This window comes from Diaphorobacter sp. JS3051, from assembly GCF_015832135.1.
Taxonomy (GTDB): Bacteria; Pseudomonadota; Gammaproteobacteria; order Burkholderiales; family Burkholderiaceae_C; genus Diaphorobacter; species Diaphorobacter nitroreducens.
In genome coordinates this window covers 4,183,222-4,208,637 of sequence record NZ_CP065406.1, presented here as the reverse complement: position 1 = coordinate 4,208,637, position 25,416 = coordinate 4,183,222, and the positions used below count along the sequence as shown (strand labels likewise).

At 67.4% G+C, this 25,416-nt stretch carries 20 protein-coding genes and 1 pseudogene; 7 read left to right on the top strand and 14 right to left on the bottom strand.

The annotated features are described in order from the left end of the window. Nucleotides 1-51 precede the first annotated feature (51 nt). The 6 genes from I3K84_RS20065 to I3K84_RS20040 all read right to left on the bottom strand — a co-directional run bounded on the left by I3K84_RS20065 (nt 52) and on the right by I3K84_RS20040 (nt 5,695). Nucleotides 52-1,053: a branched-chain amino acid ABC transporter permease gene (locus I3K84_RS20065; protein WP_196995238.1), complete on the bottom strand. Its 1,002-nt coding sequence runs from the start codon at nt 1,051-1,053 to the stop codon at nt 52-54. A gap of 18 nt (nt 1,054-1,071) precedes the next feature. Then, nucleotides 1,072-1,956, bottom strand: a complete 885-nt coding sequence (locus tag I3K84_RS20060; protein WP_196995237.1) for a branched-chain amino acid ABC transporter permease — start codon at nt 1,954-1,956, stop codon at nt 1,072-1,074. Nucleotides 1,957-2,004: 48 nt separating this feature from the next. Continuing rightward, a complete protein-coding gene (locus tag I3K84_RS20055) occupies nt 2,005-3,207 on the bottom strand; it encodes an ABC transporter substrate-binding protein (RefSeq protein WP_196995236.1) in 1,203 nt (400 codons plus the stop codon). 44 nt (nt 3,208-3,251) lie between these two features. After that, complete coding sequence (locus I3K84_RS20050; protein ID WP_196995235.1) at nt 3,252-3,965, bottom strand: ABC transporter ATP-binding protein; 714 nt, start codon at nt 3,963-3,965, stop codon at nt 3,252-3,254. A gap of 1 nt (nt 3,966) precedes the next feature. After that, on the bottom strand, nt 3,967-4,737 hold the full coding sequence (locus tag I3K84_RS20045) for an ABC transporter ATP-binding protein (RefSeq protein WP_196995234.1): 771 nt from the start codon (nt 4,735-4,737) through the stop codon (nt 3,967-3,969). 172 nt (nt 4,738-4,909) lie between these two features. Then, on the bottom strand, nt 4,910-5,695 hold the full coding sequence (locus tag I3K84_RS20040; RefSeq protein WP_196995233.1) for a TOBE domain-containing protein: 786 nt from the start codon (nt 5,693-5,695) through the stop codon (nt 4,910-4,912). A 133-nt stretch (nt 5,696-5,828) separates the two neighbouring features. On the opposite strand from I3K84_RS20040, the gene modA reads away from it, so the two are divergent. From modA to modC, 3 genes are all read left to right on the top strand, one after another. Then, nucleotides 5,829-6,590, top strand: a complete 762-nt coding sequence (gene modA / locus I3K84_RS20035; RefSeq protein WP_196995232.1) for a molybdate ABC transporter substrate-binding protein — start codon at nt 5,829-5,831, stop codon at nt 6,588-6,590. 91 nt (nt 6,591-6,681) lie between these two features. After that, nucleotides 6,682-7,365, top strand: coding sequence for a molybdate ABC transporter permease subunit (modB, locus tag I3K84_RS20030; RefSeq protein WP_047349501.1), 684 nt, complete (start codon nt 6,682-6,684; stop codon nt 7,363-7,365). A gap of 8 nt (nt 7,366-7,373) precedes the next feature. Further along, the gene (gene modC / locus I3K84_RS20025; RefSeq protein ID WP_370567757.1) at nt 7,374-8,450 is read left to right on the top strand and encodes a molybdenum ABC transporter ATP-binding protein; all 1,077 of its coding nucleotides are present in this window, start codon (nt 7,374-7,376) and stop codon (nt 8,448-8,450) included. Between the two features lie 326 nt (nt 8,451-8,776). On the opposite strand, the gene I3K84_RS20020 is transcribed toward modC, so the two are convergent. The 3 genes from I3K84_RS20020 to I3K84_RS20010 are packed head-to-tail and all read right to left on the bottom strand — an operon-like array spanning nt 8,777 to nt 11,108. Continuing rightward, entirely contained in the window at nt 8,777-9,601 is an 825-nt protein-coding gene (locus tag I3K84_RS20020) for a substrate-binding domain-containing protein (protein ID WP_196995230.1), read from the bottom strand. Then, a complete protein-coding gene (locus I3K84_RS20015; RefSeq protein ID WP_231403374.1) occupies nt 9,598-10,374 on the bottom strand; it encodes a phosphate ABC transporter ATP-binding protein in 777 nt (258 codons plus the stop codon). Before I3K84_RS20015 ends, I3K84_RS20020 begins: the two co-directional genes overlap by 4 nt. Beyond that, entirely contained in the window at nt 10,371-11,108 is a 738-nt protein-coding gene (locus tag I3K84_RS20010; protein WP_011806253.1) for an ABC transporter permease, read from the bottom strand. The genes I3K84_RS20015 and I3K84_RS20010 overlap by 4 nt, the downstream gene beginning before the upstream one ends. Nucleotides 11,109-11,158: 50 nt before the next feature. Here I3K84_RS20010 and I3K84_RS20005 point away from each other — a divergent pair, with 50 nt between their 5' ends. Then, the gene (locus tag I3K84_RS20005) at nt 11,159-12,280 is read left to right on the top strand and encodes a substrate-binding domain-containing protein (RefSeq protein ID WP_011806254.1); all 1,122 of its coding nucleotides are present in this window, start codon (nt 11,159-11,161) and stop codon (nt 12,278-12,280) included. Between the two features lie 36 nt (nt 12,281-12,316). Here the strand turns inward: I3K84_RS20005 and I3K84_RS20000 are convergent. The 3 genes and pseudogenes from I3K84_RS20000 to I3K84_RS19990 all read right to left on the bottom strand — a co-directional run bounded on the left by I3K84_RS20000 (nt 12,317) and on the right by I3K84_RS19990 (nt 16,137). Then, a pseudogene (locus I3K84_RS20000) lies at nt 12,317-14,277 on the bottom strand (TRAP transporter large permease subunit). Further along, a complete protein-coding gene (locus I3K84_RS19995; protein ID WP_011806256.1) occupies nt 14,274-14,894 on the bottom strand; it encodes a TRAP transporter small permease subunit in 621 nt (206 codons plus the stop codon). The pseudogene I3K84_RS20000 and the gene I3K84_RS19995 overlap by 4 nt, the downstream one beginning before the upstream one ends. 127 nt (nt 14,895-15,021) lie before the next feature. Continuing rightward, entirely contained in the window at nt 15,022-16,137 is a 1,116-nt protein-coding gene (locus tag I3K84_RS19990) for a TRAP transporter substrate-binding protein (protein ID WP_011806257.1), read from the bottom strand. Nucleotides 16,138-16,569: 432 nt separating this feature from the next. Here I3K84_RS19990 and I3K84_RS19985 point away from each other — a divergent pair, with 432 nt between their 5' ends. Further along, the gene (locus tag I3K84_RS19985) at nt 16,570-17,622 is read left to right on the top strand and encodes an Ldh family oxidoreductase (RefSeq protein WP_103739106.1); all 1,053 of its coding nucleotides are present in this window, start codon (nt 16,570-16,572) and stop codon (nt 17,620-17,622) included. 92 nt (nt 17,623-17,714) lie between these two features. On the opposite strand, the gene I3K84_RS19980 is transcribed toward I3K84_RS19985, so the two are convergent. Together I3K84_RS19980 and I3K84_RS19975 are read right to left on the bottom strand one after the other, a co-directional pair. Next, nucleotides 17,715-18,947, bottom strand: coding sequence for a multidrug effflux MFS transporter (locus I3K84_RS19980; protein ID WP_196995229.1), 1,233 nt, complete (start codon nt 18,945-18,947; stop codon nt 17,715-17,717). 59 nt (nt 18,948-19,006) lie between these two features. Then, a complete protein-coding gene (locus tag I3K84_RS19975; protein WP_196995228.1) occupies nt 19,007-20,653 on the bottom strand; it encodes an acyl-CoA synthetase in 1,647 nt (548 codons plus the stop codon). A gap of 95 nt (nt 20,654-20,748) precedes the next feature. On the opposite strand from I3K84_RS19975, the gene dnaG reads away from it, so the two are divergent. Both dnaG and rpoD read left to right on the top strand, forming a co-directional pair. Further along, nucleotides 20,749-22,695: a DNA primase gene (gene dnaG / locus I3K84_RS19970; RefSeq protein ID WP_196996142.1), complete on the top strand. Its 1,947-nt coding sequence runs from the start codon at nt 20,749-20,751 to the stop codon at nt 22,693-22,695. A 285-nt stretch (nt 22,696-22,980) separates the two neighbouring features. After that, nucleotides 22,981-25,374 (top strand): RNA polymerase sigma factor RpoD, encoded by a 2,394-nt coding sequence (gene rpoD / locus I3K84_RS19965; protein WP_196995227.1) that lies wholly within the window; start codon nt 22,981-22,983, stop codon nt 25,372-25,374. Nucleotides 25,375-25,416 lie beyond the last annotated feature (42 nt).

The following is a 25,416-nucleotide window of genomic DNA, read 5'->3' as shown; positions in this document are numbered from 1 at the left end:
GGGTGCCGCCGGCCTGGGGCTTGGCCCAGCCGGCATGCGGTGACGAGGGCGTCAGTGGCTGCCGCTGCCCCCCGTGCGGCGGCGCTCCAGCCAGGCGATGATCTCGCCCATGATGCCGCGGCGGAAGGCCAGCACGCAGACCACGAAGATCAGGCCCGTGACGATGGTCACCGACTCGCCCAGGGTGTTGAACCAGTCGATGGTCGTGAGTTGCGCGAGCAGCGTGCCCAGCTCGCCGATCTTGTTCTCCAGCAGCACCACCACGGCCGAGCCCACCAGCGGGCCGCTCAGCGTGCCCAGGCCCCCCACCAGCGTCATCAGCACGACGTGGCCGGAGGCGCTCCAGTGCACGTCGGTCAGCGTGGCGAAGCCCAGCACCAGGGTCTTGAGCGCGCCGGCCAGGCCCGCAATGGCGGCCGAGATCACGAAGGCCAGCAGCTTGAAGCGGTTGGTGTCGTAGCCCAGCGAGATGGCGCGCGGCTCGTTTTCCTTGATGCCCTTGAGCACCTGCCCGAACGGCGAGTGGATGGTGCGCACGATCAGCAGGAAGGCCACCACCACCACGATCAGGCACACGTAGTACATGGTCAGGTCGCTCGACAGGTCGAGCACGCCGAACAGCTTGCCGCGCGGCACGCCCTGCAGGCCGTCCTCGCCGCCCGTGAAGGGCGCCTGCAGCGCCGCGAAGAACAGCATCTGCGCCAGCGCCAGCGTGATCATGGTGGCGTAGATGCCCTGGCGGCGAATGGCGAAGAAGCCCATCACCAGCCCCAGCAGCGCGCCGGCCAGCAGGCCGGCCAGCAGGCCGAGCTCGGGCGTGGCGCCCCACACCTTCACGGCATGGCCCGTCACGTAGGCCGCGCCGCCCAGGAACGCGGCATGGCCGAGGGACAGCAGGCCCGTGTAGCCCAGCAGCAGGTTGAAGGCCGAGGCGAACAGCGCGAAGCACAGCAGCTTCATCACGAACACCGGGTAGGCGCCAAGGAAGGGCGCGACGATCAGGCCGAGCAGCAGCAGGCCGTAGCCAATGGGAGCGAATTTATTGACGTTCATGTGGTTCACCCCGTTGGCTTACTTCTCTTTGCCGAACAGGCCGGCGGGGCGGATGAGCAGGACGATGGCCATGATGACGAACACGACGGTGGACGAGGCTTCGGGGTAGAACACCTTGGTGAAGCCCTCGATCACGCCCAGGCCCAGGCCGGTGAGGATGGAGCCCATGATCGAGCCCATGCCGCCAATCACCACCACCGCAAACACGACGATGATGAGGTTCTGGCCCATCAGCGGCGTGACCTGGTACACGGGCGCCGCCAGCACGCCGGCAAAGGCCGCGAGCGCTGCGCCGAAGGCGTAGGTCAGCGTCACCATGACGGGCACATTGACGCCGAAGGCTTCCACCAGGCGGGGGTTCTCGGTACCGGCGCGCAGGTAGGCGCCCAGCTTGGTCTTCTCGATCACGTACCACGTGGCAATGCACACCGTGACGGAGGCCACGACCACCCAGGCACGGTAGTTGGGCATGACCATGAAGCCCAGGTTGGTGGCGCCTTCGAGCAACTCGGGCGTGTCGTAGCCCAGGCCGGAGACGCCGTAGATCGAGCGGAACACGCCCTCGATCATCAGCGTGAGGCCCAGCGTGAGCAGCATGCCGTACAGGTGGTCGAGCTTGTAGATCCAGCGCAGCAGGAGCCGCTCGATCACCACGCCGATCACCCCTACGATCAGCGGAGCACAGATCAGCATCACCCAGTAGTTGACGCCGAAATAGTTCATGGCCATCCAGGTGATCAGCGCCCCCAGCATGAACAGCGCACCGTGCGCGAAGTTGATCACGTTGAGCAGGCCGAAGATGACGGCCAGCCCCAAACTGAGGATCGCGTAGAACGAGCCATTGACCAGCCCCAGGAGGAGCTGACTCAGCATGGCCGACATTGATACACCAAAGATTTCCATTTGAACTAGACGCTACGGGTGATGTGGGAGGGTTCGGTCAGCGCAGCGTTACTTCCACAGCGCGCACTTGCTCTCGGCCTTGGTGGTCCAGACCTGGTCGGCAGGCAGCTTGGCCACGACCTTGTAGTAGTCCCAGGGTTCCTTGGACTCTGCGGGCGACTTCACCTGCATCAGGTACATGTCGTGCGCAAAGCGGCCGTCAGGACGGATCACGCCCTTGGCGTAGAAGTCGTCGATCGGCGTGGACTTGAGCTTTTCCATGACCTTGTCGGCGTCGGTGGTGCCCGCGGCCTGCACGGCCTTCAGGTAGTTCATCGTGGCCGAGTAGTCGGCGGCGTGGATGTCCGTGGGCATGCGCTTGGTCTTGGCGAAGAACTTCTTGCCGAAGGCGCGCGTCTGGTCGTTCAGGTTCCAGTCCCAGCTGGTGGTCAGCAGCAGGCCCTCGGTGTTGCGCAGGCCCAGGCTGTGGATGTCGGTCAGGAACACGAGCAGACCGGCCAGCTTCATGGTCTTGGTGATGCCGAATTCCTTGGCGGCCTTGATGGAATTGATGGTGTCGCCGCCCGCGTTGGCCAGGCCCAGGATCTGCGCCTTGGAGCTTTGCGCCTGCAGCAGGAACGAAGAGAAGTCGGATGCGTTCAGCGGGTGCCTGACGCTGCCCAGCACGCGGCCGCCGTTGTCCTTCACGACCGCGGCCGTGTCGTTCTCCAGCGCCTGGCCGAAGGCGTAGTCGGCCGTCAGGAAGAACCAGTCCTTGCCGCCTTGCTTGACCACGGCGCCGCCGGTGCCCTTGGCCAGTGCCACGGTGTCGTAGGCGTAGTGCACGGTGTAGGGGCTGCACTGGGCGTTGGTCAGCGCCGAGGAGCCCGCGCCGTTGTTGAAATAGACGCGCTTCTTATCCTTCGCCACCTCGGCCATGGCCAGCGCGGTGCCGGAGTTGGTGCCGCCAAACAGCATGGTCAGGTTCTGCGTGTCGATCCATTCGCGCGCCTTGCTGGCGGCGATGTCGGCCTTGTTCTGGTGGTCGGCGGACAGCAGCTCGATCGGCTTGCCCAGCACCTTGCCGCCAAAGTCGTCGATGGCCATCTGGATCGCTACCACGCCGTTCTTGCCTTCCAGGTCGGCGTAAAGGCTGGACATGTCGGTGATGAAACCGATCTTGACCTTGTCCTGTGCATGGGCCTGCATGGCGGATACCGCCAGGCCGGCGGCCCCCATCACTGCGACCAGTGTCTTGAGTGTCTTTTGCATTGTTGTCTCCTTGGTGGGTGCGAAACGAATGGGAAAGGGGTCGGTCAGACGCCCAGCAACTGGTTGAGCACGGGCATCTTGGCCTCCAGCTCGTCGGCGCCGAACTGCAGGGCGATCTGGCCGTGCTCCATGACGTAGAAGCGGTCGGCCAGCGGCGCGGCGAAGCGGAAGTTCTGCTCCACCATCACCACCGTGTAGCCCTTCTCGCGCAGCATGGTGATCATGCGGGCCAGCGCCTGCACGATCACGGGCGCCAGGCCCTCGGAGATTTCGTCGAGCAGCAGCAGCTTGGCGCCGGTGCGCAGGATGCGGGCCACGGCCAGCATCTGCTGCTCGCCGCCCGACAGGCGCGTGCCCTGGCTGTTCCTGCGCTCGGCCAGGTTGGGGAACATGGCATAGATCTCGTCGACCGGCATGCCTTGCGTGCCGGTCTTGAGCACGGGAGGCAGCAGCAGGTTCTCCTCGCACGACAGGCTGGAGAAGATGCCGCGCTCCTCGGGGCAGTAGCCCACGCCCAGGTGCGCGATGCGGTGCGTGGGCATGTTGATGGTTTCCACGCCGTTGATCTTGACCGAGCCCTTGCGTGCGCCGGTCAGGCCCATGATGGCGCGCAGCGTGGACGTGCGCCCCGCGCCGTTACGCCCGAGCAGGGTGACCACCTCGCCGGGCTGCACGACCATGTCCACGCCGTGCAGCACGTGCGACTCGCCGTACCAGGCTTCGAGGTTCTTGATTTCCAGTGCGGGGGTGCCGGCCATGTCAGTGCGCCCCCTGCAGTTGGCCGTCGGTCGTGCCCATGTACGCTTCCATGACTTGTGGATTCTTCGAGACTTCTTCGTAGGGCCCTTCGGCCAGGACGGCGCCGCGCTGCAGCACCGTGATGCGGTCGGCGATGGTCGCGATGACCTTCATGTTGTGCTCCACCATGAGGATGGTGCGGCCGGCCGACACCTTTTTGATGAGCTGCGTGACGCGGTCCACGTCCTCGTGGCCCATGCCCTGCGTGGGCTCGTCGAGCAGCATGAGCTCGGGCTCCATGGCCAGCGTGGTGGCGATCTCCAGCGCACGCTTGCGGCCATAGGGCAGGTTCACCGTGACCTCGTCGGCCAGCTCCTGCAGGCCGACCTCGGTCAGCAGTTGCACCGCACGGTCGTTGAGCTGGCTGAGGCTGCGCTCGCTGCGCCAGAAGTGATAGCTCGTGCCCAGCTTGCGCTGCAGGCCCAGGCGCACGTTCTCCATCAGCGTGAGGTGAGGGAACACCGCCGAGATCTGGAACGAGCGAATCACGCCGCGCCGCGCGATCTGCGCCGGCTGCTCACGCGTGATGTCGTGGCCGTTGAAATGGATGGTGCCCGATGTGGGCTCCAGGAACTTGGTCAGCAGGTTGAAGCAGGTGGTCTTGCCTGCGCCGTTGGGGCCGATCAATGCGTGGATGGACCCGCGGCGCACGCTCAGATTCACATCGCTGACCGCGGTGAAGCCCTTGAATTCCTTGGTGAGGCGGGATGTTTGCAGTATGACGTCGCTCATTGTCATCAGGCACGCGCCGCGCGGGGTGCGCGACACAGACCGTCTCCATGTTTATGTTGCACCGCATCCTAAAGTGCCACCCCGTGCGCCATAACTGGGAGAAATGCCTATGTATAAACGCCTACGTAGGAACGCTTCATGCCCCCGGCCAACACGGGGCCTTGCGGGTCATTCATGCGCTCTCGGCGGCGATCACGATGGCCGACTCCTCGGCCACCATGACGACACGCGAGCGCACGCGCAGCCCCGATCCCGCGGCAGCGAATCCCACCATCTGCATGCCCGCTTCCAACTGCGCCGCGACCTCGTCTCCCAACTCGCCGCGCGACACGCGCGCGGCCCGCGCGGCCCAGTGATTGGCGGCACCCAGCGCAGGCGCACGTGCCGCAGCCAGCACACGCACGGCCGTGGCCTTGCACAGCGCCTGCACGGGCACGCCCGGGCGCAGGCCCAGCAGCTCGGCGCTCTCGCGCGTGATGCGCGAAAACACCTGCAGCTGCGCCGCGTCGCCCGCCCCACGCAGATGCACGCGCACGATCTGCCCACACGACTGCATGCCTTGCACGATGCAGGGCCATTGGTTGCGCATGCTGGTGCGCACCGCCAGCCGCGCGGCGACCGCCTGTGCGCCGCCGCCCTCGCCCACCCCAGCCAGCACCGTGGCACGCACCTGCCGCATCGCATCGGCCGCCTCCAGCAACTGCCGCCCCGCGGGCGTGATGCGCGCGCCGCCGCCGCCCACGCCGCCCACCACGCGCTCCACCAACGGTGCGCCGGCCAGGTTGGTCAGCGTATCCAGCGCCTGCCACGCGGCCTTGTAGCTGACGCCCACGGCACGCGCCGCCTGGGAGATGGAGCCGCCCTGCCCGATCTGGCGCAGGATGTCGATGCGCTTGTCGGCCATGCCATGGCCGAGGGCGTCGAGGAACGATAGGGAATGCTGCATGGGCGCGATCATGCCGCCTTGCGCGCACGGGCGCCAAGGCGCTTGGGGCGCACGCGGCATGCTGCAAACGGCAAACGGCAAACGGCATGCACGGGTGGGTAGCTATACTTCTCGCTATTCACAAATGGAATAACGAGGTCCTCTCATGTCCGGTTTCCCTGTCCGCTCCATCCTGTGGTCCGCTCTGGCTGCCGCTGCCCTGCTGCCGACAGCGCAGGCGGGTGAGGTGTCGGTGGCCGTGGCCGCCAACTTCACCGCGCCCATGCAACGGATCGCCGCGCAGTTCGAGCAGGACACGGGCCACAAGGCCGTGCTGTCTTTTGGCGCCACGGGCAAGTTCTACGCGCAGATCGCCAACGGCGCGCCGTTCGGGGTGCTGCTGGCGGCCGACGACGCCACGCCGCGGAAGATCGCCCGCGAGGGCCTGGGTAACGGCGCCACGCGCTTCACCTACGCCATCGGCCGGCTGGTGCTGTGGAGCAAGCAGCCCGGCTATGTGGATGCCGAAGGCCAGGTGCTGCGCACCGGCGACTGGAAGCACATCGCCATCGCCAACCCCAAGCTGGCGCCCTACGGCCTGGCCGCGATGCAGACGCTGGACAAGCTGGGCCTTGCGGCGCAGGTGCAGCCACGCGTGGTCACGGGCGAGAACATCGGCCAGACCTACCAGTTCGCCGCATCGGGCAACGCGCCACTGGGCTTCGTGGCGCTCTCGCAGGTGATGGAGAACGGCCAGTTGCGCGAAGGCTCGGCCTGGGTCGTGCCCGCCACCATGCACGCACCGATCCGCCAGGACGCCATCGTGCTCCAGCGGGGCGAGGGCAACCCCGCGGCCGACGCGCTCATGCAGTACCTGCGCGGCGAGAAAGCGCGCGCCGTCATCCGTGCCTACGGCTATGATTTTTGAAGCGCCTTGCGCATGATGGCGGGGCGTTTCCCAGCCAATCCGACTGAAAAACCAGATAAATCAAGCGCCAACAGCTCTTGTTTTAATAGCATTGAACACACCCCTGATCGGCCCTGACGACTGGGCCGCCATCTGGCTCACGCTGCAGCTGGCCAGCGTCACCACCGTGCTGCTGCTGGTGCTGTGCACGCCGCTGGCCTGGTGGCTGGCCCACACGCGCTCGCGCTGGCGCGGCCCCGTGGGGGCCGTGGTGGCGCTGCCGCTGGTACTGCCGCCCACGGTGATCGGCTTCTATCTGCTGGTGAGCATGGGGCCAGGCGGCGCCATCGGGCAGCTGACCGAGGCGCTGGGCCTGGGACGGCTGCCGTTCACCTTCCCGGGGCTGGTCGTCGGCTCCCTCGTGTATTCGCTGCCGTTCGCCGTGCAGCCGCTGCAGCGCGCCTTCGAAGCGCTGGGCCGCCGGCCGCTGGAGGTGGCGGCCACGCTGGGCGCCAGCCCGCTGGACCGGTTCTTCAGTGTCGCCCTGCCCTTGGCGCGCCCCGGGTTCGTGACGGCCGCCATCCTGAGCTTTGCGCACACGGTGGGCGAGTTCGGCGTGGTGCTCATGCTGGGCGGCAACATCCCCGGGGTGACGCGCGTGGTGTCGGTGCAGATCTACGACCATGTGGAAGCCCTGGAGTACGCCCAGGCGCACTGGCTCGCCGGCGGCATGGTGGCGTTCTCGTTCATCGTGCTCATGCTGCTGCACTGGCTGCAGCCCAGGGGGGGGCGATGACGGGCGCAATGAACGGCATTCACGCCCGGCTGTCCTTGGTGCGGCCGGACTTCACGCTGGACGTGCAGCTGGCGCTGCCGGGCCATGGGGTGACGGCGCTGTTCGGCCCCTCGGGCTGCGGCAAGACCACCTGCCTGCGCGCGCTGGCGGGGCTGGAGCGCGCGCGCGGCAGCGTACAGGTCAACGGCGAAGTCTGGCAGGACGACGCCACCGGCCAGTGGCGCCCCACGCACCAGCGCGCGCTGGGCTATGTGTTCCAGGAGGCCAGCCTGTTCGCGCACCTGGACGTGCGCCGCAACATGGAATACGGCCTGCGCCGCCAGCCGCCCGCACGCCGCCAGGTGTCGCTGGAGCAGGCGGTGGAACTGCTGGGCCTGGGCGCGCTGCTGCAGCGCATGCCCCACACCCTCTCGGGCGGCGAGCGCCAGCGCGTGGCGATTGCGCGGGCTCTCGCCACCAGCCCGCGCGTGCTGCTGATGGACGAGCCCCTGGCTGCACTGGACGCCGCGCGCAAGGCCGAGGTCATGCCCTACCTGGAGCGCCTGCAGCGCAGCCTGGACATTCCCGTGCTCTACGTGAGCCACTCGAGCGACGAGGTGGCCCGGCTGGCATCGCACATGGTGCTGCTGCAGGCCGGCCGCGTGACCGCCCAGGGCCCCACGGCCGAGCTGATGGCGCGCCTGGATCTGCCCCTGGCGCACGGCGACGCGGCCGCCGCACTGGTGCAAGGCCGTGTGCTGGCGCACGACGCGCGCGACCAGCTACTCACAGTGGCCATAGCCGGCGGTCAAATCCAGCTGGCCAGCGGCCGCCCCCGCGCCGTGGGCGAGACCGTGCGCCTGCGCATGCTGGCGCGCGACGTGAGCCTGGCACGCACGCGCGCACCGGACAGCAGCATCCTGAACCTGCTGCCCGCGCGCATCACGCAACTGGCCGACGACGGCCCCGGTCAGGTGCTGGTGGCGCTGGACGTGGCGGGCACCACGCTGCTGGCGCGCATCACGCTGCGCTCCTGCCGCACGCTGGCGCTGGCCGTGGGCGATGAGGTGTTTGCGCAGGTCAAGGGTGTAGCTCTGGTGGATTGAGGCGGTTGCGCCGTCAATGCGGCAACCTGCTTCGTGCGACCCGGGGGTTAATGGGGGTCAGATTCCAATTAAATTGGAGTTGATTGGTCAAAAGTGGCTGCAGCGCTTGTGGGATGAGCGCGGGTAGCTATTGTTTTTGATGTTGTTGGCCGGGCGCATATCCCGGCCAGCGACATGAAAACACCCCACATCGACTCAAAAACAATAGCTACTCACGCCCACAGAGCAAGCGCCAAAGCCACTTTCAGACCCAAAAGCCAAAAAAGAATTGGAATCTAACCCCCATTAACCCGCAGTAACGCCCGCAAACCAAAGCGCGGCCTTACTCACTGGTTGGCATTCGGGAAGAACAGCTGCTCGCCGTTGATCTTGTAGCTGGCAATGACGTTCTGGCCCGCGGGCGAGATCACCCAGTCCACAAACTTTTGCGCCTCGGCCTGCTTGACGTGCGGATGCTTGGCGGGGTTGACCAGCATCACGCCGTACTGATTGAACAGGCGCTTGTCACCCTCCACCAGCACCGCCAGGTTGTCGCGGTTCTTGAAGTTGAGCCAGGTGCCGCGGTCCGACAGCACGTACGCGCCGCTGGAGGCCGCGATGTTCAGCGCCGGGCCCATGCCGCAGCCGCATTCCTTGTAGCCGTTGCCCTTCACGCCGTCAGTGGCGATCTTCCAGTAGCGCAGTTCGGCCGCATGGGTGCCGCTCTTGTCGCCACGCGAGACAAATTCGGCATTGGCCGCGGCAATCTTCTTGAGTGCGACGCCGATGTCGTTGCCCTTGGTGGCGGCCGGGTCGCCCTTGCCGCCCACGAGGATGAAGTCGTTGTACATGACCGGGTAGCGCTTCACGCCCCAGCCGTCGGCCACAAACTTTTCTTCAGCCACCTGGTCGTGCACAAACAGCACGTCGGCGTCGCCGCGCCGCGCCATATCCAGCGCCTGGCCGGTGCCCACGGCCACCACTTTTACATCGATGCCGGTGGCCTGCTTGAAGGCCGGCAGCAGGTGGGTGAACAGGCCCGACTGTTCGGTCGAGGTGGTCGACGCCATCGTGATGGCCTGTGCCGCAGCGCTGCCATAAGCTACCAAAGCAATAGCTGCTACCGCAGTCTGGGTAAGCGCCAGGGGCCAAAAACGCTTGTAACTCTTCATGCCATTTCTCCTTTGACGAACAGACGGGCGGCCTCGGGCAGGGGGCCGTTGAAAAAATCGTGCACGGGCAGGTCCGCCAGCACGCGCCCGTGCTCCAGGTAGAGCACACGGCTGGCCAGGCGCTTGACCTGTCCCAGGTTGTGGCTGCTGAACAGCATGGTCACCGGCTGATCGGGGCCAGCGCTGCCGTGGCTGGCGGCAAAGTCGGCCATCAGCGATTCGATCTCGCGCTTGGCATGCGGGTCCAGGCTGGCGGTGGGCTCGTCCAGCAGCAGCACGTCGGGCCGCAGGGCCCAAGCGCGCGCAAAGGCCAGGCGCTGCTGCTGCCCGCCCGACAAGGTGCGCGCGTTCTGTCGGGCAATGGCCTGCAATTCCACGCGCTGCAGTGCGGCGGCCGCCTGCGCACGCGCCTCTTGCCATCGCACGCGGCGCAGCCACAGGCCCAGCGCCACGTTGTTCAGCGCGCTGGTGCGCAGCACGAAGGGCCGCTGGAACACCATGGCCACGCGCGGCGCGCCGTCGCGGCGCAGCTGTCCCGCGCTGGGGCGCACCAGGCCGTGCAATGCGCGCAGCAGCGTGCTCTTGCCACTGCCGTTGGCACCCACCAGAGCCACGCGCTCGCCGGGCATCACACGCAGATTGATGCCGGCCAGCGCCTGCACCGCGCCGTAGCGCACGGACAGCTCGCGCAGTGCAAACAACGGCGGCTCGATGGTGGAAACGTCGCCCGGGCTCTCCTCCCCGGGGAAGACGGGTGACGGCAGCGCGCTCATGCCCCCACCCCGGCCAGGCCGCCCACGGCGGCACCATCCACGCGTTCACGCCAGCGGCGCAGCAGCGCAATGCCCACGTTGAGCAACAACACGACGCCCAGCAGCACGAGGCCCAGCGCCAGCGCCAGCGGCAGGTCGCCCTTGCTGGTCTCCAGCGCGATGGCGGTGGTCATGACGCGCGTGAAGCCGTCGATGTTGCCGCCCACGATCATCACCGCGCCCACCTCCGAGATGGCGCGGCCGAATGCGGCGATCAGCACCGTGAGCAGCGCATAGCGCTCGTCCCATGCCACCAACAGGGCACGCAACAGGGTGCCGGCGCCCAGCGAGCGCAACTGCTCTCCATGCAGGCGGTCCACGTCCTCGACCACCTGGCGCGTAAGCGCGGTGACCACGGGCAACACCAGCAGCGCCTGCGCCAGCACCATCGCCTTGAAAGAAAACAGCCAGCCCAGGCTGCCCAGCGGGCCGGTGCGCGACAGCAGCAGGTACACGCCCAGGCCCACCACCACCGAGGGCACGGCCAGCAGGGTATTGAGCACCGCGAGCACCGCGTCGCGCCCGGCAAAGCGCGCCACGCCCAGCCATGCCCCCAGCACCACGCCCGCGCCGCAGGCGAGCAGGCAGGCCGTGGCACTCACGGCGAGCGAACGCACGACGATGGTCCACAAGGCGGCATCGGCGGAGGTGATGAGGTGCAGCGCCGTGGCGACGCTCTGGGTCATTGTGGACATGGGTTGGGCTATCGTATGCAGCAATCCAATACCCGGCGATATGAAAACTTGTGCATAGGATCCAACTCCACTACACGCTCGACCGCGACGCGGACGACGCGCTGATCCGCAATCCCCTGCTCGACATGCTGCAGGCCGTGGCGCAGCAGGGCTCCATCTCGGGCGCGGCGCGCGCGCTGGACCTGTCGTACCGCCACGTGTGGGGCGCACTCAAGCGCTGGGAAGAACAACTGGGCAGCGAGCTCATCATCTGGGGCAAGGGCCAGTCCGCCCAGCTCAGCGAATTCGGCACCAAGCTGCTGTGGGCCGAGCGCCAGGCGCAGGCGCGGCTCGCGCCGCAGATCGAGGCGCTGCGCGCCGATCTGGAGCGCGCGTTTGCCGTGGCGTTCGACGAACATGCCCACGTGCTCACGCTGTATGCCAGCCACGACGATGCGCTGTCCGTGCTGCGTGCGTTCGCCACCGCGCCCGCCCACGCGGGCCAGGGCGGCGCGCTGCATCTGGACATCCGCTTCACCGGCAGCGTGGACGCGATCCGCGCACTCAACGAAGGGCGGTGCACCATCGCCGGCTTTCACACGCTGGAGGAGCCGGGCATGGATACCCTGGCCGCGCAGACCTACCGCCCGCTGCTGCAGCCGGGGTTGCACAAGGTGATCGGCTTCGCGCGCCGCGCGCAGGGCCTGATCGTGGCGCGCGGCAACCCGCTGGGCCTGACCTCGCTGGCGGACGTGGCGCGCACGGGCGCGCGCTTCGTCAACCGCCCGCTGGGCACGGGCACGCGGGTGCTGCTGACCGACCTGCTCGCGCAGGCGGGCCTGGAACCCGCAGAGATCGAGGGCTACGACCGCGATGAGCCCTCGCACGCCGCGCTGGCGCAGGCCATCGCCGCCGGCAGTGCCGACGTGGGCATGGGCATCGAGCTGGCGGCGCGTGCGCGCGGGCTGGACTTCGTGCCGCTGGTGTACGAGCGCTACCACCTGGCCTGCCTGAAGTCCTCACTGGAGCAGCCGGCCACGCGCGCGCTGCGCGAACTGCTGCAGACCCCTGCCTGGCAACGGCGCATGGCTGCCATGCCCGGCTATGCGCCCATGCACTGCGGCGAAGTGCTGGCCATGAGCCGCGTGCTGCCGTGGTGGAACTTCACGCGCCGCAGGGCCGCGGCGCGTTGACGCCATGAGGCGGGGACCGCAGTCCCCGGCCCGGCATCACTTGTAGAGCAGTTGCGGCAGCCACAGACCGATCTGCGGCCACACATACAGCAGCACGATCGCCAGCACCTGGATGCCCATGAACGGCAGCATGCCCAGGAAGATCTGGTTGAGCGTCACATGCGGCGGCGCCACGCCCTTCAGGTAGAACGCCGACATGGCCACGGGCGGCGACAGGAAGGCGGTCTGCAGGTTCAGCGCCACCAGCAGGCCGAAGAACAGCGGGTCCACGCCGAAGTGGCTCAGCAGCGGAATGAAGATGGGCATGAAGATCACGATGATCTCCGTCCACTCCAGCGGCCAGCCCAGCAGGAAGATCACCACCTGCGACAGCACCATGAACTCGATCTTGCTCAGGTTCATGGAGAGCACCCACTGCTCGATGAGCTCCTGCCCACCCAGCAGCGCGAAGGCCGCGGAGAAGATGGCCGAGCCCACGAACAGCCAGCACACCATGGCCGAGGTCTTGGCCGTGAGGTACACCGACTCGCGCACCACATCCATGCTCAGACGCTTGTAGGCCGCGGCCAGCACGAAGCCGCCGAACGCCCCCATGGCCGCCGCCTCGGTCGGCGTCGCCAGACCGAACACGATGGAGCCCAGCACGGCCATGATCAGTGTCAGCAGCGGGAAGAACGAGCCCAGCAGCATCTTGAAGATTTCCAGCCGCGCGAAGCTCAGGAACAGATAGAAGAGCGCTGTGGCCGCACCCAGCACGCCAAACATGACCCACCACCAGGTGGGCGCGGGTTGCGTGGCGGCCTGGGGCGTGGCACCTGCGGTGGAGCCGGGCGGCTCCCCCACTGCGGATGGGGCGGACTGTGCGGGCTCGGCACCGGGGGGCTCGGCCAGCGCACCACTGTCCGCGCCCGGAGGCTCCTGCAGGCCCGTGGATTCCTGCGGCGGTTCTTGCAGGCCGCCCTCCACCGGCGGCTCCTGCAAGCCAAACTCCGACGCCACCGGGGCGAGTTGTCGTTGAAGCCGATGGGTTGGATGCCGTACGCCTCCTCCACCGACACCGTGGTGACCGCACGCCAGCTGCTGGTGGCCAGCAGTACGAACAGCAGCCCCGGCATCACCACCAGTGCCAGTTGCCGCAGCACATAGGCCGTGGGTACCTGCGCATTGCGCTTGCCCTTGAGGGCATCCAGCAAGCGCACGGGGGCATATTGCTGCGTCTCGGCGGGCAGCGCGGCGGTCATGGCCGGCAGCACCACCTGCCGTTCCTTGGCCGACAGCGGCGGCGCCCAGGCCGGCTTGAGCTTGGCCATCAGAATCACGTACATCACATACAGGCCCGCCAGCATGATGCCGGGGAAGAAGGCGCCCGCGTACAACTGCACCACCGATACGCCCGCCGTCGCGCCATACAGGATCAGCAGCACCGACGGCGGAATCAGGATGCCCAGGCAGCCACCCGCCGTGATCGCGCCGGCCGACATGGGCGTGCTATAGCCCGCGCGCAGCATGGCCGGCAGCGCCAGCAGGCCCATCAGCGTGACCACCGCGCCCACGATGCCCGTGGCGGTGGCGAAGATGGCGCAGGTGATCAGCGTGGCCACGGCCAGCGAACCCGGCACGCGCGCCATGGCCAGGTGCAGGCTCTTGAAAAGCTTTTCGATCAGGTTGGCCCGCTCGACCAGGTAGCCCATGAACACGAACAACGGGATGGCGATGAGCACGTCGTTGGCCATGCTCTTGTAAGCTGCCTGCACCATCAGGTCCAGCGTGCGCGTGATGTCGCGGTCGTACGCCAGCCAGGTGAAGATCATGCCCATGCCCATGAGCGTGAACGCGGTGGGAAAACCCACCATGATGGCCACCACCACCAGCGACAGCATCAGCAAGCCCAGGTGGCCGCGCGTGACGGTCTCCACGCCCAGCAGCATCCCGACGGCGCCGGCCACCACCAGCGCCATGATGGCAAAGCCGAACCACAGTTCCTTGCGCATCTTCATGGCTTGCCCCCCTGTGCGGCGGATGCGGGAGCCGGCACCTGCAGGTCGCTGTCGTTCACGTGCACCATCTCCTTGAGCTTCTCGACGTCCACCTCTTCCACGTCCTCGCCGCGCCGGGGCCACGCGCCCTGGCGCAGGCAGATCACGCAGCGCGCGATCTCCGCCAGCCCCTGCAGCAGCAGCACGGCGCCCGCCAGGGGAATCACGAACTTGAAGGGGTACAGCGGCAGCGGCGTGGCGGAGAACGTCTGCTCGCGGATGGCCAGCGATTCCTGCGCATAGGTCCAGCCGGCCCAGGTCATGGCCAGCACACCCGGCAGGAAGAACAGGATGTAGAGCAGCAGGTCCAGCCCGGCCTGCACGCGCGGGCTGAAGAATCCGTACAGCACGTCGCCGCGCACGTGGCCGTTCTTGGCCAGGGTGTAGGCGCCCGCCAGCATGAACATGGTGCCGTACAGCATGATCTGTGCGTCCAGCACCCAGGCATGGGGGTTGTTCAGCGCGTAGCGCGAGAAGACCTCCCAGCAGATCAGGGCCGTCAGGCCCACGACGGCCCAGGCCGCCGCCTTGCCGATGAAGGTGGACACGGCATCGATGCCGAGTAAGAGTTTTTGCATGGCTGGAAGAGAACGCTGCGGCCCCGCGGGGCAATGAACGGATACACGCTGGCCCGGGCGGCACCGCCTGCGCGCGCCCCCGGCCCTCGTCAGAATGAAAGGCAGGCCCGCCGGGCCTGCCGCGGCATCAGCTCTTGCGCTGCGCGAAGTAGTGGTTCCAGGCCATCTTGAAGTCGACGTCGGTGTCGTTCTTCCAGCGGCCGCTCCTCTGCGCAAAGGTGCGCATGGAGTCCATCACCTTCTTGAACATGGCGTTCTCTTCGGCTTTCTTGGCCGTGACCTTGTCCCAGGCGGCCAACTGCGCGCGCAGGATGGCGTCCGGCGTCTTGTAGAACTTCACCCCCTGCTTGGATTGCATCTCGGCGTAGTCCTTGGCGTAGCGGTCGGCGGCCTTCCAGCTCATGTCGGCGCTGGCGGCCTGCACGGCGTAGTCGATGACCGCCTTCAGCTCCGACGACAGCGCGTCGTACTTGCTCTTGTTGAACAGCACTTCGAACTGCTCGCTGGACTGGTGGAAGCTGTGCAGCATGCAGTTCTTGGCCACGTCGGGAAAGCCCAGCACGCGGTCGCTGGAGGCGTTGTTGAACTCGGCCGCATCCAGCAGGCCGCGGTCCAGCGCGGGCACGATCTCGCCGCCGGGCAGCGGGTTCACGGCCACGCCCATCTCGGTGAACACGTCCACCGCCAGCCCCACGGTGCGGAACTTCAGGCCCTTGAGGTCTTCCACGCGTGCCACCGGCTTCTTGAACCAGCCCAGCGGCTGCGTGGGCATGGGGCCGTAGAGCTTGGAGACCACGTCCAGGTTCAGGCTCTTGTAGATCTCGTCGAGCAGTTCCTTACCGCCGCCGTAGTAATGCCACGCGAGCACGCCGTTGGCATCCAGGCCAAAGGCCGGGCCCGAGCCCCACAGCGCCACGGCTTGGTTCTTGCCGTACCAGTAGGCCACCACGCCGTGGCCACCGTCCAGCGTGCCCTTGGCCACGGCATCCAGCAACTGGAAGGCCGGCACCACGGCGCCCGCGGGCAACACCTCGATCTTCAGGCGGCTGCCCGCCATGTCGTTGATCTTCTTGGCCAGGTCTCCCGCGAACTCGTGAAAGATATCCTTGGCGGGCCAGGTGCTCTGGAATCGGAACACCGTGGTCTGGGCCGTGCTGATCATGGGCACGGACATGGCTCCCGCGGCAACCGCAGCACCCTTGAGTAGGTTTCGGCGGCCTGGGGTCTTGGTCTGCTCTGTCATCTACTTCACTCCTTGATTGGGATGCCTGGACAATCCAGACCCGCATCTTTGGCGGGTTGCAAACGCACGCCAAAGAGGGTTTACGCGAAGCATCGCGCACCCCACCACGGCGTTCCGCCGCTTTTTGCGCAGTGCACACCTGCGCAGCTCCAGCGCACCGCACCTGTGCAATGCCGTTCATATCTGACGCAGGGCGCTACGAATTCCGAAGCATGGTGGTGGGGTATGGCCCTGCAATTACTGCGGCGCAGCACGCAGGACCCACTCGGCGTTTAGCGGCATGCGCACCACACGCGCCCCAGCGGGTCGGATCATGCGAAGATTGAAGCAAAAACACCGTTAACCCCATAGTGGGAGAGCGCGAGAAGCTATGCTTTTGGAAGCAAGACCCCCCTGCACACCACTTACGCGCCCCACACAGGAGACCTCTGCATGCCCCTTTCTCACACCGCCAGCGGCGACGTCCAGCACGTGCCTTTCGATGACCTGCGCGGCACGCTCGCGCGCATCTTCGAGCGGCACGGCACCAGCGCCGAAGTGGCCGCCGTGCTGGCCCACAACTGCGCCAGCGCCGAACGCGACGGCGCGCACAGCCATGGCGTGTTCCGCATCCCCGGCTACCTGTCGACATTGGCCAGCGGCTGGGTGGACGGCCGCGCCGTGCCGCGTGTGGAGGATGTGGCACCCGGTTACCTGGCGGTGGATGCCGGCAATGGCTTTGCCCAACCCGCCTACCGGGCCGCCTATTCGGCGCTGGTGGCCAAAGCGCGCGCGAACGGCGTGGCGCTGCTGGCAATCCGCAACTCGCACCACTTTGCGGCGCTGTGGCCCGACGTGGAGCCGCTGGCTGACGACGGGTTGGTGGCGCTGGCACTCGTCAACAGCATGGCCTGCGTGGTGCCCAGTGGCGGCACCACGGCGCTCTTCGGCACCAACCCCATCGCCTTCGCCGCGCCCCGCGCGGGCCATGAGCCGCTGGTGTTCGACCTGGCCACCAGCGCCATCGCCCACGGCGACGTGCAGATCGCCGCGCGCGAGGGCCGCCTGCTGCCCGACGGCCACGGCGTGGACCGCCACGGCCAGCCCACGAACGACCCGCGCGCCATCCTGGACGGCGGCGCGCTGCTGCCTTTCGGCGGCGTGCACAGCAGCTACAAGGGCTCGGCCCTGTCGATGATGGTGGAGCTGCTGGCGGCCGCGCTCACGGGCGGCAACTTCTCGTTCGAGTTCGATTGGAGCGGCCACCCCGGCGCACAGACGCCCTGGACGGGCGAGCTGATCATCGCCATCGACCCAGCCAAGAGCGCGGGCCGCAGCTTTGCGCAGCGTTGCGAAGACCTGGTGCAGGCCATGGCGGCCGCGGGCCAGACGCGCCAGCCCGGCGAGCGCCGCTACCGCCAGCGCGCGCGGTCGCTGAAGGACGGCGTACCGCTGCCTGCCACCACCTGGGCCGAGCTGCAGCGCCTCGCCGACGGGTCAATTTAGAAAATTGAATCAAATGGGCCTGCAGCGCCCAATCAACGTGCGCCAACAGCTATTAAAACAATAGCGTTCAGGGTTTACTCCGGGAACCCCGTCTACTCGCCGCGCACCCGCTCGCCGCGCGCCCGCTCGCCGCGCACCCGCTTCTCGCGCCGCAGCGCGAACTGCAGACACCCCTGCCCCACCAGCGCCGCGCCCAGCAGCACGCAGGACGAGGCCAGCGCCGGGTTGGAGCCCCAACCCACCAGCAGGGTGAACAGCGCGCCCAGCGCCATCTGCGCAAAACCGTACAACCCGGCAGCCGCGCCGACGTGGCGCGCATCCACCGTCAGCACCTTGGACAGCGCCGCCGGGCTGGCCATGCCGGCACCCAGCACGAACAGCAGCATCAGCCCCACGGTGGCTTCCAGCGTCAGGTAGCCCAGCAGCTCCAGCGCCAGAAAGACCAGCGCGCAGGCCACGCTCACCGCGTTGCCCCAGACCAGCAGCCGGCCCAGCCGCATGCTCAGTGCCAGGCGCCGCGTGAGCGCATTGCCGATCGCCATGCCCACCATCACCACGCCCAGGGCAATGCCCACGTCGCGCAGCGGGTGCCCCAACTGCTCGGTGATGATGAACGGCGCCGCCGCGATGAAGGCATACACCGCCGTGGTCGCGCAACCACCGCCCACCGCATAGGCCAGGAAGGTGGGCGAGCGCAAGAGCGCGGCGTAGGCGCGTGCCAGCCGGCCCGGGCTCACACGGCCCGTGGGCGTACCCGTTTCGGGCACCTTGCGCCAGGAAAGCAGCAGCGTCGCCACACCGGCCAAGGCCAGTGCCACGAACACCGCCCGCCAGCCGCCCAGCGCCACCAGGCCCGAACCCGCCAGCGGCGCCATGCCGGGGCCGACCATCATCATCAGGTTGAGCAGTGCCAGGGTGCGCACGGCCTCCACCGGGCCATTGGTGTCGCGCACCATGGCGCGCCCCAGCGCCAGCCCGGCGCAGCCGCCCAGCGCCTGGATGAACCGCGCAGCGATCAGGGCCGGTGCGGTCGGCGCCAGCATGGCAGCGATGCTGCCCGCCGCGTACAGCGCCAGCCCGCCCAGCAGCAGGGGACGCCGTCCCAACGCATCGGACAAGGGGCCGTAGACCAGCTGCCCGAGCGCCAGCCCGACGATGTAGATACTGATCGTGGCTTGCACCGCCGCGGGCCCCACGCCGAGCGCGCGCGCCGCGTCGGGCAACGCAGGCACGAACATGTGCATGGCCAGGGTGCCGCTCAGGGTGATGAGCACCAGCAGCCACAGCGGGGGTGCGCCGGCAGAAGGCGAAGGGGACGCGCGCATCGCGGAAGGTTAGCAGCCAGGCCGTGGCGCTGGCTGCCGCCGCCGGCCCTCGGCGGACGTCAGACGTCGATGGCCGCGGCCGATCCCGCCTGCTTGCGCAGTTCGAACTTCTGGATCTTGCCGGTGCTGGTCTTGGGCAGTTCGCCGAACACCACGGCACGCGGCACCTTGAAGCCGGCCAGGTGCTTCTTGCAGTGCGCCACGATGTCCTCGGGCGTGGCCTGCGCGCCCACCTTCAGCTCCACGAAGGCGCAGGGCGTCTCGCCCCACTTGGGGTCGGGCTTGGCGACGACGGCGGCGGCCAGCACGTCGGGGTGGCGGTAGAGCACGTCCTCGACCTCGATGGAGGAGATGTTCTCGCCGCCCGAGATGATGATGTCCTTGCTGCGGTCCTTGATCTTGATGTAGCCGTCGGGGTACTGCACCGCCAGGTCACCACTGTGGAACCAGCCGCCACGGAAGGCCTCCTCGGTGGCCTTGGGGTTCTTCAGGTAACCCTTCATGGCGATGTTGCCGCGGAACATGATCTCGCCCATGGTCTCGCCGTCGTGCGGTACGGGCTCCATGGTGTCTGGGTTGAGCACCATGGCCGCGCGTTGCAGGTGGTAGCGCACGCCCTGGCGGGCATTGAGGCGCGCACGCTCGCCGATGTCCAGCGCGTCCCAGGCCGCGTGCTTGGCGCAGACGGTGGCCGGGCCGTACACCTCCGTGAGGCCGTACACATGGGTCAGGTCGAACCCCATCTGCTCCATGCCCTCGATCATCGAGGCCGGCGGCGCTGCCCCGGCCACCATGGCCTTCACGCCCGCGGGAACGCCCTCCTTCATCGCCGCAGGCGCGTTGACCAGCAGGCCATGCACGATGGGCGCGCCGCAGTAGTGTGTGACGCCGTGGTTGCGAATGGCGTCGAAGATGGCCTGCGCCTCGACCCGGCGCAGGCACACATTGACGCCCGCGCGCGCCGCAACCGTCCAGGGAAAGCACCAGCCGTTGCAGTGGAACATGGGCAGCGTCCAGAGGTAGACGGCATGCTTGGGCATGTCCCACTCCAGCACGTTGCTGACGGCATTGGTGTGCGCGCCGCGGTGGTGGTAGACCACGCCCTTGGGGTTGCCCGTGGTGCCCGAGGTGTAGTTGAGTGCGATGGCGTCCCACTCGTCGCCGGGCAGTTCCCACGCGAACTGCGCGTCACCCTGGGCCAGGAAGTCCTCGTACGTCAGCGTGCCCAGGCGCTGCGCGGCCGGGCCGTACACGGCGTCTTCCACGTCGATGCGCAGCAGCGGCGCCTGCGACTGGCGCAGCGCCAGCGCCTTGGCCATCACGGGGGCGAATTCGGGGTCCACGATCACCGCCTTGGCCTCGCCGTGGTCCAGCATGAAGGCGATGGTCTCCGGGTCCAGCCGGGTATTCAGCGCATTGAGCACCGCACCCGCCATGGGCACGCCGAAATGCGCCTCCACCATCGGCGGGGTGTTGGGCAGCATCACGGCCACGGTGTCGTTCTTGCCGATGCCCGCGCGGCGCAGGCTGCTGGCCAGGCGGCGGCAGCGCGCGTAGGTCTGCCCCCAGGTCTGGCGCAGCTCGCCATGCACGATGGCCAGGCGGTCGGGGTAAACCTCGGCCGTGCGTTCGATGAAGGACAGGGGCGACAGCGGCGCATGGTTGGCTTCGGTGCGCGGCAGATTCTGGTCGTACATGCTGGTCACGTGCGGGGCTCCTTTGTTTCTTGTTCAGGCCGGGAATGCAAGACCCGTTCATTAGAGCAAAGCCAGCTGACGGCGGGCTGATGGAAAATACCCCGGTGTCCATCCCCCAGTCGTTCATCCAGGAGTTGCTTGCGCGCGTTGACATCGTCGATGTGGTCGGCCGCTATGTGCAGCTCAAGAAGAGCGGCGCCAACTTCATGGGCCTGTGCCCCTTCCACGGGGAAAAATCGCCCTCATTCAGCGTCAGCCCGTCCAAGCAGTTCTTCCACTGCTTTGGCTGTGGCAAGAACGGCAATGCGATCGGGTTTCTCATGGACCACGCGGGCATGGGCTTTCGCGAGGCCGTGCAGGACCTGGCCCAGCAGATCGGTATGCAGGTGCCCGACGACGAGAACACCTCGCCCCAGGACCGCGAACGCGCCGCCGCCCAGCGCCAGAAGCAGGCCACGCTGACCGACGTGCTGGAGAAGGCCGGCGACGCCTGGCGACGCCACCTGCGCGAGTCACCGCGCGCCGTCCAGTATTTCAAGGGCCGGGGCGTATCAGGCCAGGTGGCCAAGCGCTACGGCCTGGGCTACGCGCCGGAGGGCTGGCGGGGCCTGGCCAGCGTGTTCCCCGAGTACGACAGCCCGCTGCTGGAGGAAAGCGGCCTGGTGATCGTGAACGAGGAAGACGGCAAGCGCTACGACCGCTTCCGTGACCGCGTGATGTTCCCCATTCGCAACGTCAAGGGCGAGTGCATCGGCTTTGGCGGGCGCGTGCTGGGCGACGACAAGCCCAAGTACCTCAACTCCCCCGAGACTCCGGTGTTCCACAAGGGCCGCGAACTCTACGGCCTGTACGAGGCGCGCAACGCCATCCGCGAACACGGCTACGCCCTGGTCACCGAAGGCTACATGGACGTGGTGGCGCTGGCGCAACTGGGCTTTCCCAATGCCGTGGCCACGCTGGGCACGGCATGTACGCCCGAGCATGTGCACAAGCTGTTCCGCTTCACCGACGTGGTGGTCTTCAGCTTCGACGGCGACGCGGCCGGCCGCCGCGCGGCGCGCAAAGCGCTCGACGGCGCCCTGCCCTACGCGAGCGACACACGCAGCATCAAGTTCCTGTTCCTGCCGCCCGAGCACGACCCCGACAGCTTCGTGCGCGCCTATGGACCGGAGGCGTTCGCGCGCCATGTGGGCGACGCCGTGCCGCTGTCGCGCTTCCTGCTGGAGGCTGCGCGCGAGGGCTGCGACTTGGGAACGGCCGAGGGCCGCGCCCACATGCTGAGCAACGCGCGCCCGCTGTGGGCAGCGCTACCCGACGGCGCGCTCAAGCGCCAGTTGCTGACCGAGCTGGGTGAACTGGGCCAGTTGCCCGCGCCGGATCTGGCCCAGCTCTGGGCGCAGGAGAGCCCGCGCCCCGGCTCCGCCGCGCACCCGCCCGCGCACGACGGCGCCCCCTTCGGCGACGAGCCGCCCTGGGGGCAGGAACCGCCGGGCATGGAATACGGCAGCCCCGCCGGTGGCGAGCCCGCACGCCGCTGGCGCAAGGGCGGCGAATGGAAGGGCGGGCGCTGGCGCCGCGAAGAGCAGCGCCCCCCACAGCCGCCGCTGCCGCGCCGCCCCCTCACGGGGCGCGCCGACCATGCCGCGCGCCTGCTGCTGTCGCACATGGAATTCCTCGAAGAGCTGTCGCACGAAGATCACACGCTGCTGTGCGACCAGCCCGCGCCGCACGGCGCGCTGTTCGTCTGGCTGGAAGGGCAATTGCACGAGCACGGACCCCAGTCCTGGGCGGTGCTGCGCGAGGCCTTGGCAGGCCATGACTGCCAGGCCCTGGCCGAGCGGGTGATGACTGGCTCCCACGCCCAGACCGAGGGGGACGAGACCGAGTTGCGCGCCGAACTGCGTGGCTTGCTCAACCGCATGCTCATCGAAGCCATCAAGCTGCAGCAGAACGCCCTGATCGCCGCGGCCTCGCAGGACCCGGCGGCCATCGAGCGCTACCGGCAATTGCAGGAGCGCCGCCGCGCGCTGGAAGAGGGGCTTACAAAATGACCTCGGGGGCTTGACAAAGCCCCTTGAATTTTGCTGCGCCGGTATAATGTACGGTTTGTCGGCAAGAGCGACAGCAGCACCTCCGGACCAGGCAACCGTGACAAACGCGCACAACCGCCCTCCCCCACCGCAAGGACTGCACACCAAATGTTCGCCCAGACATCTTGCCCCTGAGGATTTGCCCCTCGAACCGCGAAGGCCCCTGCCTTCGCCGTGCCTGCCCGCGCCGGGTTCCTTGGCGCTTGTGTTTTCTTTGTGTGTCCGTTTTTGACCCTGAGGTTGTCCATGCCCGTTCAAAAGTACGCGAAGTCGCCCAAGTCTGCCTCTGGCACCCCCGCGAAGGCCGCTTCCAAAGCCGCAACCACTGTGAAAGCCGCCGCTAAGGCGCCCGCGAAAGCCGCCCCTGTCAAGGCCGCTGCCGCCGCGCCCAAGGCTGCGCCGAAAGTCAAGACTGTGTCCACGCCGAAAACTGCTGCCGAGCTGAAAAAAGCCGCTGATGAACTGTTGAAGAAGAAGCCCGCGCGCGCCAAGGCGGCTGCTGCCGAGCCCGAAGTCGCCGAAGAGGCGCCCAAGAAGAAGCCCGGCCGCCCCGCCAAGGCCGCCGGCACCACCGCTGCTGCCAAGCGCGGCCGCAAGCCCAAGGCCAAGGAAGAAGGCCTGGAGGACGACGCCGACCTGTCCGACATCGAGTCCGACCTCGAAGGCGAGCCCGAAGCCGAGGTGGTTGAGGCCGCCGAAGCCGCCCCGGTCGAGAAGGCCAAGCCCCTGCGCATGAAGATCAGCAAGGCCAAGGAACGCGCCTTGATGAAGGAGTTCGGCCTGGACGAAACCGTCCTGTCCGAAGAGGACATGGCCAAGCGCCGCTCGCAGCTCAAGAAGCTGATCACGCTGGGCAAGACGCGCGGCTACCTCACGCAGGTGGAAATCTCCGACCACCTGCCCGACAAGCTGGTGGACGCCGAAACCATGGAAGTCGTGGTCGCCATGCTGGGCGACATGGGCGTGGCCGTGTACGAGCAAACGCCCGACGCGGAAACCCTGTTCCAGAACAACGTGACCCCCACGGCCACCACCGTGGAGGAGGCCGAGGAAGAAGCCGAGGCCGCCCTGTCCACCGTGGACTCGGAATTCGGCCGCACCACCGACCCCGTGCGCATGTACATGCGCGAGATGGGTAAGGTGGAGCTGCTCACGCGCGAAGGCGAGATCGAGATCGCCAAGCGCATCGAGGGCGGCCTGATGGACATGATGGAGGCCATCAGCGCCTCGCCCGCCACCATCGCCGAGATCCTCAACATGGGTGAGGAAATCCGCGAGGGCAAGGTCGTCATCTCCACCGTGGTGGACGGCTTCTCCAATCCCAACGAGGCCGACGACTACGTGGCCGAGGAGGATTTCGACGAGTTCGACGAGGAAGACGACGACGACGGCAAGGGCGGCTCCAAGGCGCTGACCAAGAAGCTGGAAGAGCTCAAGAACGAGGCCCTGCGCCGCTTCGACACGCTGCGCGCGCTGTTCGAGAAGATGCACAAGATCTACGACAAGGACGGCTACGGCGGTCCCGCGTACATGAAGGTGCAGCACGAGATCTCGGCAGAGCTGATGACCATCCGTTTCACGGCCAAGACCATCGAGAAGCTGTGCGACATGGTGCGCGCCCAGGTGGACGACGTGCGCAAGATGGAGCGCGAGCTGCGCCGCATCATCGTGGACAAGTGCGGTATGCCCCAGGAGACCTTCATCAAGGAATTCCCGGCCAACCTGCTGAACCTGCAGTGGGTCGAGAAGCAGGCCGCCGCCGGCAAGCCCTGGAGCGCCGTGATGCAGCGCAACATCCCGCCGATCCAGGAACTGCAGCAAAAGCTGATCGACCTGCAGTCGCGCGTGGTGGTGCCGCTGTCCGAGCTCAAGGAGATCAACAAGCGCATGAACGCGGGTGAAGCCAGCTCGCGCGACGCCAAGAAGGAGATGATCGAGGCCAACCTGCGCCTGGTGATCTCGATCGCCAAGAAGTACACCAACCGCGGCCTGCAGTTCCTGGATCTGATCCAGGAGGGCAACATCGGCCTGATGAAGGCGGTGGACAAGTTCGAATACCGCCGCGGCTACAAGTTCTCGACCTACGCCACGTGGTGGATCCGCCAGGCGATCACACGATCCATCGCGGATCAAGCTCGAACCATCCGCATCCCGGTGCACATGATCGAGACCATCAACAAGATGAACCGCATCAGCCGCCAGCACCTGCAGGAGTTCGGCTTCGAGCCCGATGCGTCCATCCTGGCCGCGAAGATGGAGATCCCCGAGGACAAGATCCGCAAGATCATGAAGATCGCCAAGGAGCCGATCTCGATGGAAACCCCCATCGGCGACGACGACGACAGCCACCTGGGCGACTTCATCGAGGACAGCAACAACACCGCACCCGTGGACGCCGCCATGCAGGCCGGCCTGCGCGACGTGGTGAAGGACATCCTCGACGGCCTGACCCCGCGCGAAGCCAAGGTGCTGCGCATGCGCTTCGGCATCGAAATGTCCACCGACCACACGCTGGAAGAAGTGGGCAAGCAGTTCGACGTGACGCGCGAACGCATCCGCCAGATCGAGGCCAAGGCGCTGCGCAAGCTCAAGCACCCGAGCCGCTCGGACAAGCTGCGCAGCTTCATCGACTCGCTGTAAGCCACGCATCTTCCGCGCACACCTCGCGCTGCCAACGCCCCC

Bases quoted from the DNA above. Each gene is read 5' to 3' on its own strand.
- I3K84_RS20065 (WP_196995238.1), bottom strand. From the start codon at position 1,053: ATGAACGTCAATAAATTCGCTCCCATTGGCTACGGCCTGCTGCTGCTC.
- I3K84_RS20060 (WP_196995237.1), bottom strand. From the start codon at position 1,956: ATGGAAATCTTTGGTGTATCAATGTCGGCCATGCTGAGTCAGCTCCTC.
- I3K84_RS20055 (WP_196995236.1), bottom strand. From the start codon at position 3,207: ATGCAAAAGACACTCAAGACACTGGTCGCAGTGATGGGGGCCGCCGGC.
- I3K84_RS20050 (WP_196995235.1), bottom strand. From the start codon at position 3,965: ATGGCCGGCACCCCCGCACTGGAAATCAAGAACCTCGAAGCCTGGTAC.
- I3K84_RS20045 (WP_196995234.1), bottom strand. From the start codon at position 4,737: ATGAGCGACGTCATACTGCAAACATCCCGCCTCACCAAGGAATTCAAG.
- I3K84_RS20040 (WP_196995233.1), bottom strand. From the start codon at position 5,695: ATGATCGCGCCCATGCAGCATTCCCTATCGTTCCTCGACGCCCTCGGC.
- modA (WP_196995232.1), top strand. From the start codon at position 5,829: ATGTCCGGTTTCCCTGTCCGCTCCATCCTGTGGTCCGCTCTGGCTGCC.
- modC (WP_370567757.1), top strand. From the start codon at position 7,374: ATGAACGGCATTCACGCCCGGCTGTCCTTGGTGCGGCCGGACTTCACG.
- I3K84_RS20020 (WP_196995230.1), bottom strand. From the start codon at position 9,601: ATGAAGAGTTACAAGCGTTTTTGGCCCCTGGCGCTTACCCAGACTGCG.
- I3K84_RS20015 (WP_231403374.1), bottom strand. From the start codon at position 10,374: ATGAGCGCGCTGCCGTCACCCGTCTTCCCCGGGGAGGAGAGCCCGGGC.
- I3K84_RS20010 (WP_011806253.1), bottom strand. From the start codon at position 11,108: ATGTCCACAATGACCCAGAGCGTCGCCACGGCGCTGCACCTCATCACC.
- I3K84_RS19995 (WP_011806256.1), bottom strand. From the start codon at position 14,894: ATGCAAAAACTCTTACTCGGCATCGATGCCGTGTCCACCTTCATCGGC.
- I3K84_RS19990 (WP_011806257.1), bottom strand. From the start codon at position 16,137: ATGACAGAGCAGACCAAGACCCCAGGCCGCCGAAACCTACTCAAGGGT.
- I3K84_RS19985 (WP_103739106.1), top strand. From the start codon at position 16,570: ATGCCCCTTTCTCACACCGCCAGCGGCGACGTCCAGCACGTGCCTTTC.
- I3K84_RS19980 (WP_196995229.1), bottom strand. From the start codon at position 18,947: ATGCGCGCGTCCCCTTCGCCTTCTGCCGGCGCACCCCCGCTGTGGCTG.
- rpoD (WP_196995227.1), top strand. From the start codon at position 22,981: ATGCCCGTTCAAAAGTACGCGAAGTCGCCCAAGTCTGCCTCTGGCACC.